The organism is Pseudoflavonifractor sp. 60 (assembly GCF_009911645.1).
Lineage (GTDB): Bacteria > Bacillota > Clostridia > Oscillospirales > Oscillospiraceae > Lawsonibacter.
This window is the reverse complement of sequence record NZ_QWKI01000107.1, coordinates 1-17,312: the sequence shown is the minus strand read 5'-3', so window position 1 is coordinate 17,312 and position 17,312 is coordinate 1. Positions and strand designations below refer to the sequence as shown.

The 17,312-nt window shown below is 60.2% G+C and carries 15 protein-coding genes; 8 read left to right on the top strand and 7 right to left on the bottom strand.

Translation table 11 applies throughout. The features are described 5' to 3' along the window. Positions 1 to 196: 196 nt before the first annotated feature. The 5 genes from D1646_RS11955 to D1646_RS11935 are packed head-to-tail and all read right to left on the bottom strand — an operon-like array spanning position 197 to position 4,091. Entirely contained in the window at positions 197 to 760 is a 564-nt protein-coding gene (locus D1646_RS11955; protein ID WP_243154145.1) for a GNAT family N-acetyltransferase, read from the bottom strand. Then, positions 757 to 2,214, bottom strand: a complete 1,458-nt coding sequence (locus tag D1646_RS11950) for a HAMP domain-containing sensor histidine kinase (RefSeq protein WP_243154144.1) — start codon at positions 2,212 to 2,214, stop codon at positions 757 to 759. The genes D1646_RS11955 and D1646_RS11950 overlap by 4 nt, the downstream gene beginning before the upstream one ends. 46 nt (positions 2,215 to 2,260) lie before the next feature. Then, a complete protein-coding gene (locus tag D1646_RS11945; protein WP_160636675.1) occupies positions 2,261 to 2,770 on the bottom strand; it encodes a hypothetical protein in 510 nt (169 codons plus the stop codon). 2 nt (positions 2,771 to 2,772) lie between these two features. Further along, positions 2,773 to 3,453, bottom strand: coding sequence for a response regulator transcription factor (locus D1646_RS11940; protein ID WP_160636674.1), 681 nt, complete (start codon positions 3,451 to 3,453; stop codon positions 2,773 to 2,775). 41 nt (positions 3,454 to 3,494) lie between these two features. After that, positions 3,495 to 4,091: a hypothetical protein gene (locus tag D1646_RS11935; RefSeq protein WP_160636673.1), complete on the bottom strand. Its 597-nt coding sequence runs from the start codon at positions 4,089 to 4,091 to the stop codon at positions 3,495 to 3,497. A gap of 165 nt (positions 4,092 to 4,256) precedes the next feature. Between D1646_RS11935 and D1646_RS11930 the strand changes: the two genes are divergently transcribed. After that, positions 4,257 to 5,441, top strand: coding sequence for a hypothetical protein (locus D1646_RS11930; RefSeq protein ID WP_160636672.1), 1,185 nt, complete (start codon positions 4,257 to 4,259; stop codon positions 5,439 to 5,441). A gap of 73 nt (positions 5,442 to 5,514) precedes the next feature. Here D1646_RS11930 and D1646_RS11925 read toward each other — a convergent pair whose 3' ends face one another. Further along, positions 5,515 to 6,660 carry an aldo/keto reductase gene (locus tag D1646_RS11925; RefSeq protein ID WP_160636671.1) on the bottom strand — a complete coding sequence of 382 codons (1,146 nt, stop codon included), beginning with the start codon at positions 6,658 to 6,660 and terminating at the stop codon, positions 5,515 to 5,517. A gap of 233 nt (positions 6,661 to 6,893) precedes the next feature. On the opposite strand from D1646_RS11925, the gene D1646_RS11920 reads away from it, so the two are divergent. From D1646_RS11920 to D1646_RS11900, 5 genes are all read left to right on the top strand, one after another. Further along, positions 6,894 to 7,220 carry an AraC family transcriptional regulator gene (locus D1646_RS11920; protein WP_160636670.1) on the top strand — a complete coding sequence of 109 codons (327 nt, stop codon included), beginning with the start codon at positions 6,894 to 6,896 and terminating at the stop codon, positions 7,218 to 7,220. Between the two features lie 12 nt (positions 7,221 to 7,232). Next, positions 7,233 to 7,958 (top strand): NAD-dependent protein deacylase, encoded by a 726-nt coding sequence (locus tag D1646_RS11915; RefSeq protein ID WP_160636669.1) that lies wholly within the window; start codon positions 7,233 to 7,235, stop codon positions 7,956 to 7,958. After that, positions 7,955 to 9,214: a WYL domain-containing protein gene (locus D1646_RS11910; protein ID WP_160636668.1), complete on the top strand. Its 1,260-nt coding sequence runs from the start codon at positions 7,955 to 7,957 to the stop codon at positions 9,212 to 9,214. The genes D1646_RS11915 and D1646_RS11910 overlap by 4 nt, the downstream gene beginning before the upstream one ends. 1,007 nt (positions 9,215 to 10,221) lie before the next feature. Then, on the top strand, positions 10,222 to 10,398 hold the full coding sequence (locus tag D1646_RS11905) for a ribbon-helix-helix domain-containing protein (RefSeq protein WP_347565200.1): 177 nt from the start codon (positions 10,222 to 10,224) through the stop codon (positions 10,396 to 10,398). A gap of 111 nt (positions 10,399 to 10,509) precedes the next feature. Beyond that, positions 10,510 to 10,722, top strand: a complete 213-nt coding sequence (locus D1646_RS11900) for a hypothetical protein (protein WP_160636667.1) — start codon at positions 10,510 to 10,512, stop codon at positions 10,720 to 10,722. Here D1646_RS11900 and D1646_RS11895 read toward each other — a convergent pair. Then, on the bottom strand, positions 10,711 to 12,228 hold the full coding sequence (locus D1646_RS11895) for a YifB family Mg chelatase-like AAA ATPase (RefSeq protein WP_160636666.1): 1,518 nt from the start codon (positions 12,226 to 12,228) through the stop codon (positions 10,711 to 10,713). The two genes, D1646_RS11900 and D1646_RS11895, sit on opposite strands and share 12 nt — an antisense overlap. A 253-nt stretch (positions 12,229 to 12,481) precedes the next feature. Here D1646_RS11895 and D1646_RS11890 point away from each other — a divergent pair, with 253 nt between their 5' ends. Then, entirely contained in the window at positions 12,482 to 13,171 is a 690-nt protein-coding gene (locus D1646_RS11890) for a hypothetical protein (RefSeq protein WP_160636665.1), read from the top strand. Positions 13,172 to 13,516: 345 nt separating this feature from the next. Continuing rightward, complete coding sequence (gene nifJ / locus D1646_RS11885; protein ID WP_160636664.1) at positions 13,517 to 17,191, top strand: pyruvate:ferredoxin (flavodoxin) oxidoreductase; 3,675 nt, start codon at positions 13,517 to 13,519, stop codon at positions 17,189 to 17,191. Positions 17,192 to 17,312: the final 121 nt, after the last annotated feature.

The window sequence follows — 17,312 nt, the reverse complement described above, 5'->3', positions numbered from 1 at the left end:
TTTTGCCTGCAGTAAAGGGGTAAATGACAGACACTGCGCCTACTATACCACAGATCATCGAGGAAAGGAAGCGCTTTTTATTGCGATGTTCCATTCGGTAAGCAGACAAAAATTGCAGAGCGGGCCGGGGCCGTCATCCCCTGTACAGAAAAACTCCGTCTGCCGCGGTTTCCTGCGGCAGACGGAGCTTGGAGGGTCAGAAGCGGGTTAATATTTCCTGTACCCGGGGGATTGCCCCGATGGGGAGCAGCGGCGCAGGGGAGGGGTCATAGAGCGCAATGGCCTTTTCAAACCAGAGCAGGTCGATCCACTGTCCGTTTTTGTAGCCCGCCTTATGCTGGACCCCCATCAGGTGAAAGCCCAGCGCCTTGTGCAGGCCCTCGCTGGCGGGGTTGGGGCTGGCTACCAGGCCGTAGACCGTCTGCACGCCCTGAAGCCGAAGCAGGTCGATGAGCGCCTGGTACAGCCGCCTGCCCAGCCCCTGTCCGGCGGCGTCGGGGCGGAGGTAGATGGACAACTCCGCTCCCCACCCGTAGGCGGCCCGCTCCGCAATGCGGTGGGCGTAGGCGTAGCCGGCCAGCTGGCCCGCCTCCTCCGCGACCAGGTAGGGGTAGCATTCCAAGACGGAGGCGACCCGCCGGGAGAATTCCTCCTGGCTGGGCAGGACATATTCAAAGGTGACTGTGGTGGGGATGTACTGCCGGTAGATATCCAGCAGGGCGGGGACGTCCTCCCGGGCGGCAAGGCGCAGTTTCATCATACGTTCTCCTCCTTCCGGGCGGCGGGCAGGACGACGGTGATCCGAGTTCCCACGTCCAGACGGGACACCACCTCAAACCAGCCGCCATGGCGCTCCACGATCCATCGGGCGATGGACAGCCCCAATCCAGTGCCGCCGGTCTTCCGGTCCCTGGACAAGTCGGTGCGGTAGAAGCGGTCAAAGATGTGGGGGATGCTCTCGGCGGGAATGCCCATTCCCTCGTCCTGGACGGTGAGGCGGACCCAGTCCTGCCGCTGGCTCACCCGGAGATAAATGCGGCCGCCCTCTGGGCTGTATTTCAGGCTGTTGTCCATTAAAATGCGCAGCAGCTGCTTTGTCAGCCCCGCATCAGCATGGATGCTGATGGCTTCCTCCCCCCAGCGGGGGAGGAATGTGCGCTCAGGGTGGATCATCTCCTCCTCCCGAAGCACCTCTCCCGCAAGCTCGGTCAGGTCCAGCAGCTCCGGCTTGACGGGCTGGGAGTCGTTGTCCCCCCGGGCCAGGAAGAGCAGCTGCTCCACCAGCCGCTCCATGGAGGCGGCCTCCCCCTGGATGGCGTCAATGGACTCCTGAAGGGCCTCCGGGTCGCTTTTGCCCCACCGGTTCAGCAGAGCGGCGTAGCCCTGGATGACGGCAATGGGGGTCCGCAGCTCGTGGCTGGCGTCGGAGACAAAGCGCATTTGGGCGCTGTAGGCCTGATTGACCCGATCCATCATCTCGTTAATGGACTGGGCCAGGGACCGCAGCTCCTTCTGGGTGGGGGGCAGGTCGATTCGGCTGTCCAGGTGGGCGGCGTCGATTTTGTCCAGCTCTCCGGCCAGACTCTCAATCTCCCGCTTGGACATATGGGTCATGGCGTTGAGCCGGGCGGCGGCTGTGGCCAGGTCCTGAATGGGCCGCAGGACCTTTCGAATGGAGCGCCCGCTTCGAAACAGATTGGTCACCAGGGAGAGCCCCTGGCAGATCAGGATTACCATCCCCGCCCAGTACAGGCCGCGGAAGATGCCGGACAGGTCCACCGTAATGGCGTAGGGCTGGCCATCGTTGGGCATCTCCACGGTGTAATATTCGGTGATGTTCCATGAACGCCGCCCCTCCGCTGTCTCCCACCGGTTGGGGAATAACAGGGCGGAGCCAACGGCGGTATTCTCCCCATAGGGCGCCCGGTCCAGCCTGGTAATGGTGTAGTCGCTGGCCTCCATCCAAGAAACGGCCTCCTCGGTGGGTACCCCCCGCTCGTTGACCAGCGCGGCCACGTCGGCGCACCGGTTCTCCGCATAGGCGAACAGCCCCACCACCGCCATGGTCAGCAGAAGCAGGTCCATGACCAGAAAAATGCCCAGCTGGCGCAGGAAAAAGGAGACATTCAGCCGCATTGCCAGAGAGGAGTCCCGGGCGGCGGCGATGGGGTCCTCGGGAGGCGGGGTCTGGAAGCGGTGCCGGTTTTGTGCCAAGGGATCACCTCCTTGCGGGGTTGTGGTGAAACATAGAAGGCGGCGTTTACACTCTCTGGCGTTTCATCCAGCTTCGAATGGTATCCAAGCGCTCAAAGGAGACCCAGCTGCCGCCGTGGAGCAAAATGTCCAGCTGCTTCGACTCCTCCGGGGTGCGGCGGCTGCCCTTGGCTTGGAGGGCCTCCCGGTTTGACTTTGTGACCATGTTGACCATGCGCCGCTTGAGCCAGCTCACCTTCCTGGGAGCCCAGCCGCCCTGAAGGTAGAAGATGGGGGCGTTGGGGACGTAGTTGGCCTTGGCCAGGGCATCCAGCAGCTGCTGAGAGGCGAGGGACATCCCAACTCCGCATACCCCCTTGACAGTAAACTTCTTCACCGCCTGGTCAACGCCGGAGATGTGTCCCGCCATCAGGGGGCCCATGTAGAACACGTTCTCTCCGGGCGGAACCCCGTCCTCGGCCTCCGCGACGCTGAATACCTTCATTTTTTCCGCCTTGCCCAGCATTTCGGCGTACTCCTGGGTAAAGCCGGTGTTGGAGCGGTATACGATGACCATGGTCAGTCCTCCTTAATGACGTAGCCCACACCCCGGACGGTGTGGATGAGCTTCAGGCCGAAGGCATCGTCCAGCTTGGAACGGAGGAAGCGGATGTAGACATCCACCGAGTTGGTCTCTCCCACAAAGTCAAAGCCCCAAACCGCGTCCAGCAGGGCCTCCCGGGAGAGGACCCTGCCCTTATTCTCCAGCAGGTGGCGCAGCAAATCGAACTCCTTCTTGGTCAGCTCCACGTTAATGCCCCGCACCGTGACCTGGTGGCGCTCCACGTCCATGACCAGGGGACCCACAGACAGAGGAACGTCCTGCCCGCCCTGACCGCTTTTATTCCGCAGGGTGGCGCGGATGCGGGCCAGCAGCTCCTCAATGGCAAAGGGCTTTGTGATGTAGTCGTCCGCCCCGGAGTCCAGCCCGGCAACCTTGTCTACCACGCTGTCCCGGGCGGTTAACATAATGACAGGGATCTGACTCTCCCGGCGCAGGCGGCGCAGCACCTCCATCCCGGACAGCTGGGGCAGCATGATATCCAGCAGTACCAGGCTGAAGCCGCCGCTCAGGGCCAGCTCCAGCCCCCGGCGGCCGTCAAAGGCCTTCTCCACCTCATAGCCCTCATATTTCAGCTCCATCTCCACCATACGGGCCAGCTTTTCCTCATCTTCCACCAATAAGATGCGGTCTGACATTTCCCTCACCTCAAATATGTTTCGTTCTGCGCCCGGCGGCATTACATACCGTCTTTATCCTTGTTGTGCTTGTCGTGCTGAGTCCGCAGCTCGTCCATCACCTGGCGGCCCAGGTCGGCGGCGGTGTCGGCCACAGAGCCGATCACGTTGTTCAAATCCTCCCGGTCCAGGTCGGGGCCGGAGAAGCGGTAGCGGAAGCCCAGAAACAGCCCCAGCAGCAGCACCGGGATAGTGACCCAGGGGGCGCAGCACAGCAGCAGTACCAGGATCAGCACCGGCAGGGCGGTAATGGGCTGGCCCTTCCGCCAGATCTCCAGCTCGTTGTCCACCAGCCAGCGGCGCAGGGCGGAAAAGAAGCACTTGACGCTCCGCCGGGTTTTGCCCCGGGGGGGACGGTCGTCCTTGCTTTTCAGCTTAATGGGCGTCTCCAGGGAAGGGGGCTCCGGAGCAGGCGGGGGCGTCTCACTCCGGGTTGAGAAGTAGGCCCCCTCCGTTCTGGGAAGGATCCCCTTTTCCTCCAGATAAATCAGTGCGTCCAGTAGATTGCCGCCGCTGTACTCCAGTGCCTCCTTGGCCTGGGCGTAGCTGACATTGGCCTTTTCCTTCAGGCGTTCCGCCATTTCCAAAGTAATTTCCATGAATATGGCTCCTTTCTGCGGACCATGCTGCTGTTTACACCCATATCATAACACGGTCTGCTTGAAGGACCGTTTAGCTTTCATTAAAAATTCTTAAAATTTTGGACGCTTGCCCATCCGATTATACTATGGTATAATGAAAAAAGCAATGAGGAGGAAAGGCCCATGAGAAAACGCCGCGTTTTGTCCTGTCTGCTGACCCTAGCACTGGTGTGGGGCCTGTTTATCCCCATGCCGGCCCGGGCCATCAGTCTGTATGTTACCGCCATCAACGACAGTATCCCGCCGCTGAGCTCCGACACCATGCCCTTCTGGTCGGGAGGGATCCTCTACGTGCCCTACACCGTCTTTGACGCCAACACCAACGGGGTCGGTGTGAGCCTGGGTCTGTACGCCAGCTTTAACAAGGACGACCGGCTGGCCGGCAGCATCACCCTCTACTCCCTGAGGCAGCGAATGGTATTCGACGTAGAGAACGGCACCTGCCAGGATGAGACGGGTGCGGTCTCCCAGGTCCGGTCCTTCCTCCGGGGGGGGAAGGTCTATCTGCCGCTGGGCACCGTCTGTTCTCACTTCGGACTGGAATACAGCTATAACCAGCTTCCCAACATAACCCAGGGCTACCTGGTGCGCATCAAGAGCGCCGACGCAGTGCTGGATGATGGCCTGTTCATCGAGCGGGCCCGGGACCTGATTAACAACCGCCTGCGGGAGTACACCCAGAGTCTCAGCCCCGCAGAGAGCACCGAACCGGCGGTGACGCCCGCGCCGCCTGTTGTGACAACGCCGCCGCCCGCCCCCCAGCTCCCGGAGGAGAATGGAAGCGATACTCCAACCTATCTGGCTTTCCGCTGTAAGAGCGGGGAGAGCTTGGGGGAGCTGTTGAACGTGCTGGACAGCAGTCGCTGCTACGGCGTGTTTTTCCTGCCCCCCCAGGTGCTGGAGGAGGAGGGGGATCTGGTGCGCCGCGCCCTGGGCAGCGGCCACAGTGTGGGCATTTGGGCGGACAGCAAGGAGGGGACCCTCTCTCAGCTGGCCCAGGGCAGCTGGGCGCTGGAGGAGGCCGCTCACACCCGCACCACCCTGGCCTATGTGCCGGGAGGGCAGCGAGGGGAACTGGAGCAGGCGGGCTGGGTGTGCTGGCGGGAGACTCTGCTGCAGTCCCCCGGCAGCAATGTGGGGGCCACCGCCTTTGCCAGCAGTGTTATCAATCAGTTGGGGAAGCGCAACAGCACCGTCTACCTCACGCTGGAGGGGGATGCAAACACCGCCCGCGTGCTGTCCGTGCTGCTGCGCCAGCTGAACAGCAGCCATTTCAGCGTATCCATCCCCATTGAGACCCGGCTTTAAACCGCCTTCTCTCCCACTGCGGCGGGGAGGGCTGAAAATCCCCCTCCGCCCGCTGGGCGAAGGGGGTTGTTTTTTAGTGCTGAAACAGGGCGGCGGCCTGCTTCATGTTCTTGATGATGGAGACCGAGAAGGGGCACCGCTTCTCGCAGGTGCCGCAGGCCACACACTCCCCGGCGTGGTGGGGGAGGAGGCTGTAGTGTTCCCGCACCGTCTCGGGCACCTCCCCCTGGGCCTTGGCCAGGTTGAGGAACTTGGTCACCGACGCCACGTCAATGCCCCGGGGGCAGGGGGCGCAGTGGCCGCAGTACATGCAGTGGCCCTCCCAGCTGATCTTGGGCATGGCGGCAAAGGCGGCGGCGTAGTCCTTTTCGCGGTCGGGGGCGTCCTCGTAGGCGGCGCACTGCTCCAGCTCCGCCGCCGTCCGGGCCCCTGCCATCACGCAGGCGACCCCGGGGCGGGTCAGGGCGTAGTGCAGGCACTGGAAGGGGGTCAGGGCCAGACCGGCGGGGGAGTACTGGCTGAGCAGGTCGCCGCCGCCGAAGGCCTTCATCACCGTGATGCCAACCCCCTGGCGCTGACAGCTCTCGTAGAGGGCCTGGCGCTGGGGGTCCATGTTCACCAGCTGGTGGGCATAGGCGGCCTCCGCCCACAGCTGCTCCACGTCCTCGTTGGCGGGCTGGAGGTCGTAGCAGGGGTTGACGCTGAACATGAGCACGTCCACCAGGCCGCTGTCCACCGCCGCCTGGCCCACCTCCGGATTGTGGCTGGACAGACCGATACAGCCGATTTTCCCGGCGGCCTTCAGCTCCTGGGCGTAGGCCATCACCGGGCCGTCCACAATCTCCCGCCAGTCGGACAGGGCGTCGGAGTAGTGGATCATGCCGATTTCGATAAAGCCGGTGTTCAGCAGGCGGAGCATCTCCTCAAAGCCGGCCCTCACCTTGTTAATGTCCCGGGTGCGCAGGTACTGTCCATTCTCCCAGACGGAGCACAGGTGGGACTGGAGGATGAATTTGTCCCGCCGCCCCTCCAGGGCCCGGCCCAGGTTGGCGCGGACCTCCGGATTGGAGGTGTACAGGTCCACGCAGTTGATTCCCAGCTCCTCCATCTTGTCCACAAATTCCAGGACCTGCTCATAGCTCTTGTCCACAAAGCCCTCGCAGCCCATGGCAATCTCGCTGACCTTGAGGCCGGTGCGGCCCAATGCACGGTAGTTCATACGCTTCCTCCTCAATATGTTTTCTGCGGTACAGCTTACCACTTAAAGCCGGGTTTAAGTCAAGAGGGAGTTTCCCTGTTCGTTGACGATCAGGGTTGGTGGTGATATAATCGGGGTGATAAGTTGAGGCTTGCAGAAAAGAGATGTGGGTTATAGTCTGCGAAAAAACAGAGGAATTTTAAGTAAAATGGGTCCGATAAGGCAGCAAAGCAATAGCGGGGGAATTAAACAGGATGTTGAACAAAATCAGCTATGAAAGATATGTGAATGAAAACAAAGGAAATCGTGTAGAATTTCGGCTGACAAATTTTGACTACTATGATGGGATTGATTATTTAGCGAAGCTATTTTGCGAAAAGTATGGAATGCGGGCAGACGAAAAGGTGGAAGGAATCTTTTTTGACTTTATCATACTCCATTTTGATGATGACAAATATGTTTTGATGTGGCATGAAGACATAGGAACATTAATTTATGTCCTCAATCAAAGTATCTGCGGTACGGCACAATTAGAAGCGCAATTAAGCGCTGTTGTTCAAGAAATAAATTCCAGTTTATAAGGAGGACTCCCCATGGATGACAAAATCAAAACCTTACAGCAGTGGATTGACGAAAGCAGTGCCATCGTCTTTTTTGGCGGGGCGGGGGTGAGTACCGAAAGCGGCATCCCGGATTTCCGCAGTGTGGACGGGCTGTACAACCAGAAATACGCCTGGCCGCCGGAGGAGATCTTGAGCCGCACCTTCTTCGATGCCCGGCCCGAGGAATTTTACCGCTTCTACCGGGACAAGATGCTCTGCCTGGATGCCCAGCCCAACGCCGCCCACAGGAAGCTGGCGGAGCTGGAGGCGGCGGGCAGGCTGCGCTCGGTCATAACCCAGAACATCGACGGCCTGCACCAGAAGGCGGGTTCCCGGCGGGTGTGGGAGCTCCACGGCAGCGTCCACCGCAACTACTGCATGAAGTGCCGCAAGCCCTGTTCGGTGGAGGACATCAAGGCGGGGCAGGGGGTACCCAGGTGCGCCTGCGGCGGGACCATCAAGCCCGACGTGGTCCTCTACGAGGAGAGCCTGGACAGCGCCACCATCGAGGGGGCGGTGGCCGACCTGCGCTCGGCGGACCTGCTGATCATCGGAGGGACCTCCCTGGCGGTGTACCCGGCGGCGGGACTGATTAACTACTACCAGGGGTCTCGGCTGGTGCTCATCAACAAGAGTCCCACTCCCTATGACAGCCGGGCGGATTTGGCTATCAACCTGCCCATCGGCCAGGTGCTGGGACAGATTGAAGTGAGATGAAGAACGGTCGTCTCTTTGAGATCCTCTACCTTTTAATGGAGAAGCGCGCCCTCACCGCTGGGGAGCTGGCCCGGCAGCTGGAGGTGTCGGAGCGCACCATCTATCGGGATGTTGACGCCCTGTCCGCCGCCGGAATCCCGGTGTTTGCCCAGAAGGGGCAGGGGGGCGGCATCCGGCTGATGGACCAGTTTGTGCTGGATAAAGCGTTGCTGTCCCGGGCGCAGCAGGATGAAATTCTTTTGGCGCTTCAGGCGGTGCTGGCCACCGGCGGGGCGGGGGAGGGGGAGACTCTGGCCCGGCTGACCGCTCTGTTCCGGCGGAAGGGCGGGGACTGGCTGGAGGTGGATTTTACCGACTGGGGCAGCGGGGCGGCGGAGCGGGAGAATTTTTCCCTAGTCAAGCGGGCCATTTTGGAGCGCTGGCCCCTGTCCTTCACCTACTACAGCTCGGCGGGGGAGAGGAGCCGCCGCACGGTGGAGCCCGCCCGGCTGGTGTTCAAGGGCGGGTGCTGGTATCTGTCGGCCTTCTGCCGGAGGCGGCAGGACTGGCGGGTGTTCCGGCTGGTTCGGATGGAGGACTTAACCCTGGGGGAGGGGAGCTGTCCGGTTCGCTGCCCTCCGGAGCGGCTGGAGGCCCCCATGCCGGAGGACTACTCGGGGACGGAGCTGCGGCTTCGCTTTGCCCCCTCTGCCGCCTGGCGGGTCCGGGACTTTTTCAACCCCCGGCAGATTCTGCGGGAACCGGACGGCCATCTGCTGGTGGAGTGTACCTTTCCGGAGAACACTTGGCTGGTGTCCTTCCTGCTCTCCTTCGGCAGCGGGGTTGAGGTGCTGTCGCCGGTCTGCTGGCGGAATATCCTCATTCGGGAGCTGAAAAAATCCTTGGAAATTTATGAAACTGGACATACCCTGTCAGGTTTGAGGGAGTATCCTTATGTCAGCGGTTGGGGAGAACACCCGGCCCAACATAAGGAGGTTTTTACAATGGAAGAACGGAAATTTTGTCAGTGCTGCGCCATGCCCCTGGACAAGCCCGAGGACGCGGGCACCGAGGCTGACGGTACCTCCAGCGGCGACTACTGCCGCTACTGCTATCAGAACGGAGCCTTTACCGCCCCCGACGCCACGATGGAGGACATTATCGCTTTTAACCTGAAGTTCAACGCCGAGAACGGCAGCCCCTTCGGCCCCCAGGAGGAGGCGGAGAAGATGATGCGGAGTTGGTTTCCCACGCTGAAGCGGTGGAGAAAGGGATAATTGGAAATTCCCGCGTAACTGCCTTGACAAAATGCGGGCGGATGGGTATAATAAAAAACAGAAGGGCGCTGTTATTGACGGTCAGCCCGATTTAAAGGACTAACTCACGTTAGCCGCTCGGGGGCCAGCCGGGCGGCTAACACGCATTTATGGTAGACAGGTACATGAGGATCGCCGTACCTGCCAAGAAACAGATGGCTTTGAACATCCATTTCTTCCACATCTGCACCACCTCCCCCTGCTTGGATTTTGTTGAGGGGTTATAACGGTGGGCCAACCGCCTTTTATGTAACAGCGCACTTCCGTCCCACCTGGCTGATGGGCTTTTTTATTATACTATAGTGTACCGCATTTTGTCAAATTCTGCCTCCCAGTTGCTTCAATTCGTAAAGTAGAGGAAATTTGTAGGACGGGCCGGGGCTGTCGTGCCCTGCAAAATATTTTACGAATTAAAGGAAACGCCTGCATTGCCGTCTTGACAAAATGCGGGTGGATGGTTATAATAGAAAACAGAAGGGCGCTGTTACTGACGGTTGACCCACATAATTCAACTAACTAAAAAGTTAGCCGCTTGGGTTGCAGCCGGGCGGCTAACACGCATTTATGGTAGACAGGTACATGAGGATTGCCGTACCCGTCAAGAAACAGACAGCTTTGAATATCCGTTCCTTCCACATCTGCACCACCTCCCCTCGTCGGTGCAAAGTCCGCTCCATTCGGAACGCCCTGATGGGCATTCCTCATTTCGCTCCCTTGCGCCTCCTCTCCAAAACACAACCGCTTCGCTGGGTTGTGTTTTGGATTTTGGGTCATAACGGTGGGCCAACCGCCTTTTATGTAACAACGCCTTCCGGCCCACCTGGCTGGTGGGCATTTTTATTTTACTATTGTGTACCGTATTTTGTCAAATTATGCCGCCCTTGATGGGGCGGATTTTTTGTAAACCCCCTTGACTTTTATGTCGCAATAATATATTATTAATGTAGCAACCAAAAGGAGGTAAAGGAGTGGCTGCACGCAGAGGCCGGCCTGTGTCAGATAATCCCAAGGACTATATGCTCCGTGTCCGGATGGACCAGGAGACGCTTCGTCAGCTGGACGAGTGCTGTAAAGCGGAACAGCTTTCCCGGTCAGAAATTGTCCGGAAGGGGATTGCGGAACAGTATGGCCGCATCAAAAAATAACGGAAACGCCCCCAGTCGAAAACGAGCGAATCCGTTATTTTCACCACACCCGGAGGTCTGGTAAATCTAATCATACCATACCTCCTGGTAAAAAACAAGGAGGTTTTTGAAATGGAGCCCATTATCAAAGAAATCAAGCGACACGTAAAGGCGACCGATATGGACGAGGCGGCGGAGAAGGGCTATCAAATTGGGATCAACGATATCCTGGCCCTGTGTGAGGCAGCGGACCGGGACATCTGTGGAGCGATCTGCTATACGTTTTTGTTCGGCAAAGCTATGGGCTACCGGGCGGCGCGGGAGGGGCAGCGCTCAACGCCGTAGGTACTCTGGCGGTCTGTATTGCAGCGCCTCAGCCAGGTGGGCGGGGGAGATGGACTCACTGCCGTCCAGGTCGGCAATGGTGCGGGCGACCCGCAGGATACGGTCATAGCTGCGGGCGGTGAGGCCCATGCGGTTAAATGCACCCTTCATAATCCGCTGGCAACTGCCGTCCAGGGCGCAGAAGCGGTCCAGACCTTCCCGGGTCAGCTGAGCGTTGCAGGGGACCCCGGTATCCTGCCGCCGCCTGGTCTGGATTTCCCGGGCCGTGTCCACCCGCTTTTTCACCTGGGCGGAGGACTCAGACCGCTCCCGCCGGGCCAGCTCGTCAAACTCCAGGGGGGACACCGCCACAAACAGGTCCAGCCGGTCCAGCAGGGGACCGGACAGGCGGGAGAGGTACTTTTTCACCTCCGCTTCGGTACACCGGCAGCGTCCGGAGGGATGGCCGTACCAGCCGCACTTGCAGGGGTTCATGGCGCATACCAGCATGAACCGGGCGGGGTAGACCACCGTGCCTGCCGCCCGGGAAATTTGGACCCTTCCGTCCTCCAGGGGCTGGCGCAGCACCTCCAGTACCTCCTTGGGGAACTCGGGCAGCTCGTCCAGGAAGAGGACCCCGTTGTGGGCCAGGGAAATTTCTCCGGGCCGGGGGTTGGAGCCGCCCCCCGCCATTCCGGTGGCAGAGATGGTATGGTGGGGGGCACGGAAGGGCCGCAGGGCCACAAGGGGCTGGCGGGCGCTGGTCTGTCCCATGACGGAGTGGATCTCAGTGGACTCCAGGGCCTCCTGACGGGTCATATCGGGCAGAATGCCGGGCAGACGCTGGGCCAGCATGGACTTACCCGTCCCCGGCGGCCCGGACATGAGGACACTGTGTCCACCGGCGGCGGCGATTTCCAGCGCCCGCTTTACCTGCTCCTGCCCCTTCACGTCCCCAAAATCGGGGCAGTGCGGGGCGGCCTCCCCCGGGACCCAGGGCGGGGCGGGGGAGATGGCCTCCTCCCCGGTGAAGTGGCGGACCAGCTGGTCCACATCCCGGACGGGGTAGACTGCGGGCCCCTCCGCCAGAGTTGCCTCGGGGGCGTTTTCCTCTGGCACATACAGGGCCTCAATTCCGGTGCGCTTGGCGGCAAGTGCCATAGACAGCATTCCTGCACAGGGGCGCAGCTTTCCGGAGAGGGACAGCTCCCCCAGAAAGGCGCAGTGCTCCGCTGGCAGCTTCAATTGGCCGCCTGCCGCCAGAATGCCCACCAGCATGGGCAGGTCATACAGCGTCCCCACCTTTTTCAGATGGGCGGGGGCCAGGTTGACGGTGATCCGGCTGACCGGGAAGGCGAAACCGCAGTTCTTGATGGCGGCGCGCACCCGCTCCCGGGCCTCGTTGACGGCGGCATCGGGCAGACCTACCACCGTGAAGGCGGGCAGGCCGCTGGACAGGTCGCACTCAGCGGACACCAGATAGCCAGAGATCCCGTGGATGCCCAGGGACAGGATGGACTGCACCATGATCTCACCTCCATAAAACGGTCCTCTTGAATGAAACCCATTGTATCGTTTTTGCGGAAAAAAAGCAATAGGGCAAAATGGGTGCCAAGAAAGATGGCGGACAGGGGGAGGAAATCTTGTGAAAAACGCTGGGCTTTTTTCCTTGAAAGGAGTCCTGCAATGTGGTAATATATCCTACCGAAAGGGTTCCCTTCTTTATGGCTGGTCTGGACAGAAGGGGACCTAAATCAAGAAGTGGGAGGAAATAGTTATTATGAAGAAGAAGGTACTTTCCCTTGCGCTGGCTGTGCTGATGCTGACCTCTCTGGCCCTTACTGGCTGTCAGCAGAAGGAGGCCCCGGTTGCTGCCGACCAGGTGGCGGTGGCGCTCTTTGAGATGATCCTGAAGAATAATGCGGCTCCTGCCGTAGAGTTGTTTGGCTATACAGATGAGGCCGGGGCCCGCGCCGATATGGGGCTGGACGGCAGCCTGTATGAGGAGATGGCCGATGAGGTGGTTTCCCAGTTTGCCAGTCAGGGCTTCACCGCCTCCACCGAGGATGTGCAGGCCTTTATTGATGCGTTTATGTCCATGTTCTCCCGGGTTGAGATGACCGCCAAGGTCAAGGAGTCCGACGAGAAGGCCGGTACCGCTGTGGTCACCTGTACCATCAGCACCTTTGACTCTGACGCCCTGACCACCGCTATGACGGACGCGATGACCGAGGCCATGTCTGACCCCAACGCCCTGCTGGAGGCCGACCAGGACGCCATTTTCAGCCTGATCCTGAACGTTATGTCCAGTGCCATTGCCGACTTGGAGCCCACCAGTAACACCACTGATTTTGACGTGGATTTCGAGCTGGGTACGCTGGATATCAACGGCAAGGACCGCCAGGCCTGGCTGCCTGTGGACGCCGAGGCATTTGGGGAAGCGATTTCCACCAACGCGCTGGGCGCCTGAGCCGGGATATAAGCTTTCGACCATTTCCGCCCCTCTGGAGAATCTCTCCAGAGGGGCTGTTTTGCATTTTATATGAACCCGACCGTTTCAGCGCCCTGAATTTTGACGGGAAAAAATTCATCTGAAAAGTTTACAAAGTCCTGGAAAAGTGGTACACTGTATCTGTATGGAGTCCCAAATCCGCGCCCTGTCTGCCGGGGGCGGTGCGGGGCTGTCCCAATATAACCATTCAGCTATGGGAAACATAACTGTTTTCATCATTGGTTCCAGGGGGACAGACCTGTAAAATAGAGCAGAGAGCACCATTTTACCACCGCAAAATTAGGAAGAAAGTAGGGAACCTCTATGGCAAGAAAATTCAAAACCATGGACGGCAACAACGCTGCAGCATATGTCAGCTACGCTTTTACCGAGGTAGCCGGCATCTACCCCATTACGCCGTCCAGCCCCATGGCCGATTACGTTGACCAGTGGGCCGCCCAAGGCCAGAAGAATATCTTCGGCAACACCGTGAAGGTGATTGAGATGCAGTCTGAGGCCGGCGCCGCCGGTACCGTCCACGGCTCTCTCAATGCGGGCGCTCTGACCACCACCTATACCGCCTCTCAGGGCCTGCTGCTGATGATCCCCAATATGTATAAGATCGCCGGCGAACTGCTGCCCGGCGTGTTCCACGTCTCCGCCCGTACCGTGGCCGCTCAGTCCCTGAACATCTTCGGCGACCACTCCGACGTGATGTCCTGCCGCCAGACCGGTTTTGCTATGCTGGCCGAGGGCAACGTACAGGAGGTCATGGACCTGGCTCCTGTGGCTCACCTGGCCGCCATCAAGGGCCGCGTTCCCTTTATTAATTTCTTCGACGGCTTCCGCACCTCCCACGAGATTCAGAAGGTTGCCATTTGGGACTACAAGGACCTGGCCGAGATGGTGGATATGGACGCCGTGGCTGCTTTCCGCGCCCGCGCCCTGAACCCCGAGCATCCCACCATGCGCGGCTCCCATGAGAACGGCGACATCTTCTTCCAGCACCGCGAGGCCTGCAACAAGTACTACGACGCTCTGCCCGAGATCGTCGAGGAGTATATGGGCAAGATCAACGCCAAGCTGGGCACTGACTATCAGCTGTTCAACTACTACGGCGCTCCCGATGCCGACCGGGTGATCGTTGCCATGGGCTCCATCTGCGACGTGGCCGAAGAGGTCATCGACTATATGAACGCCCACGGCGAGAAGGTGGGTCTGGTGAAGGTCCGCCTGTACCGTCCCTTCCGCGCCGACAAGCTCATTGCCGCTATCCCCGCCACCGCTAAAAAGATCGCCGTTCTGGACCGCACCAAGGAGCCCGGCTCCCTGGGCGAGCCCCTGTACCAGGACGTGATTACCGCCCTGGCTGAGGCCGGCATCACCGACAAGACCGTCATCGCCGGCCGCTACGGTCTGGGCTCCAAGGACACCCCGCCCCGCTCCGTCTTCGCCGTGTATGAGGAGCTGGCCAAGAGCGCACCCAAGAAGAAGTTCACCATTGGCATCGTGGACGACGTCACCGACCTGTCCCTGCCCGAGCACAGCGCCCCCAACACCGCCGCGGAGGGCACCATTGAGGTCAAGTTCTGGGGTCTGGGCGGCGACGGCACCGTGGGCGCCAACAAGAACTCCATTAAGATCATCGGCGACCACACCGACAAATATGTGCAGGCCTACTTCCAGTACGACTCCAAGAAGACCGGCGGCGTGACGGTGAGCCACCTGCGCTTTGGTGACCAGCCCATCCGCGCTCCCTACTATATCAACAAGGCCGACTTCGTGGCCTGCCACGTGCCCGCCTACATCGTCAAGGGCTTCCCCATGGTCCGCGACGTGAAGCCCGGCGGCACCTTCCTCATCAACTGCCAGTGGAGCGACGAGGAGCTGGATAAGCATATGCCCGCCGTGGCCAAGCGGTATATTGCCGAGAACAATATCCAGGTTTATACTATTAATGCTATCGACCTGGCCCAGGAAATCGGCATGGGCAAGCGCACCAATACCATCCTCCAGTCTGCCTTCTTTGCTCTGGCCAAGGTGATGCCCGAGGCCGAGGCCATCCAGTATATGAAGGATGCCGCCACCCACTCCTATCTGAAGAAGGGCCAGGACATTGTGGATATGAACCACAAGGCCATCGACGCCGGCGCTTCCGCTTTCAAAAAGTTCGACGTGCCTGCCTCCTGGAAGGACGCCCAGGACAAGCCCGCCGAGAACAAGCACACCGGTCCCGCCAAGCTGGTGGACTTGGTGAATAACGTTCTGGACCCCGTGGGCCGGATGGACGGCGACAGCCTGCCCGTCTCCGCCTTCGAGGCTTACGCCGACGGCACCTTCGAGCTGGGCGCCGCCGCCTATGAGAAGCGTGGCGTGGCCGTGGCCGTGCCCACTTGGGACTCCTCCAAGTGTATCCAGTGCAACCAGTGCTCCTATGTCTGTCCCCACGCCACCATCCGTCCCTTCGCTCTGACCGAGGAGGAGGCCGCCAACGCCCCCGCTTCCGCCAAGATCGTGGACGTGAAGGCCGGCAAGGGCAAGGGCCAGTACAAGTTCTCCATCGCGGTCAGCCCCCTGGACTGCATGGGCTGCTCCGTGTGCGTGAAGACCTGTCCGGTGGACGCCCTGGCCATGGTGCCCCAGGAGCAGGAGGCCGCCCAGCAGGACGCTTTCAACTATATGGTGGCCAATGTCTCCGTCAAGGAGGATATGTCCGACCTCACCGTCAAGGGCTCTCAGTTCAAGAAGCCTCTGCTGGAGTTCTCCGGCTCCTGCGCCGGCTGCGCCGAGACCGCCTATGCCCGCCTGATAACCCAGCTGTTCGGCGATCGGATGTATATCTCCAATGCCACTGGCTGTTCCTCTATCTGGGGCGGCCCCGCCGCCACCTCTCCCTACGCCACCACGGCGGAGGGCAAGGGTCCCGCCTGGGCCAACTCCCTGTTTGAGGACAACGCTGAGCACGGCTTGGGCATGTATCTGGGCCAGAAGGCCATCCGTGCCCGCCTGGCTGAGAAGACCAAGGCCCTCATTGAGGTGCCCCACACCTATCAGCCCCTGAAGGAGGCTGCCCAGAAGTGGCTGGATACCATGGAGGACGGCCAGGTCAACCAGGAGGCCACCAAGGAGTATGTCAAGCTGCTGGAGGAGTCCCTGATGAAGGTGGACGACATTGTGGCCTTCACCTCCAGCCCCAAGGCCGCTGAGGTCTTTGGCGACCAGCTGCCCCAGTTCCAGGCCCACGCCAAGGAGCTGAAGGAGTCCGGCGCCCAGTTCTGTGACTGCGACGCCTGCAAGCTGGTCAAGGAGATCCTGGATGAGAAGGACTACCTGGCCAAGAAGTCCGTGTGGATCTTCGGCGGCGACGGCTGGGCCTACGACATCGGCTACGGCGGTGTGGACCACGTGCTGGCTTCCGGCGAGGACGTGAACATCTTTGTCTTCGACACTGAGGTGTACTCCAACACCGGTGGTCAGGCCTCCAAGGCCTCCAACATCGGCCAGGTGGCTCAGTTTGCTGCCGCCGGTAAGGTGATGCCCAAGAAGTCCCTCACCGAGATCGCTATGACCTACGGCTATGTGTACGTGGCCCAGGTGTCCATGGGTGCCAACCCCAACCAGACCCTGAAGGCTATCGCCGAGGCCGAGGCCTATCATGGCCCTTCTCTGATTATCGGCTACGCCCCCTGTGAGATGCACTCCATCAAGGGCGGTATGGCCAACTGCCAGGTAGAAATGAAGAAGGCCGTGGAGTGCGGCTACTGGAACCTGTTCCGGTTCAACCCCGACCTGAAGAAGGAGGGCAAGAACCCCTTCACTCTGGACAGCAAGGCTCCCGCCGGCGGCTACCAGGAGTTCCTTATGAACGAGGCCCGCTACTCCGCCCTGACCCGGTCCTTCCCCGACCGCGCAAAGGAGCTGTTTGCCCTCAACGAGGAGACCGCCAAGAAGCGCTACGAAAAGCTGACCCGTCTCCAGAAGATGTTTGGTGAGGAGTAATCCTCGTCCCCTTGAACGCCCCGCTGCTTCACAGCAGCGGGGCGTTTTTGTATAAAGAAAACCACTCGCTAGGCGAGTGGTTCAAAAAAAGCCTTATGGCGATGATGTAGACAAGAAAACT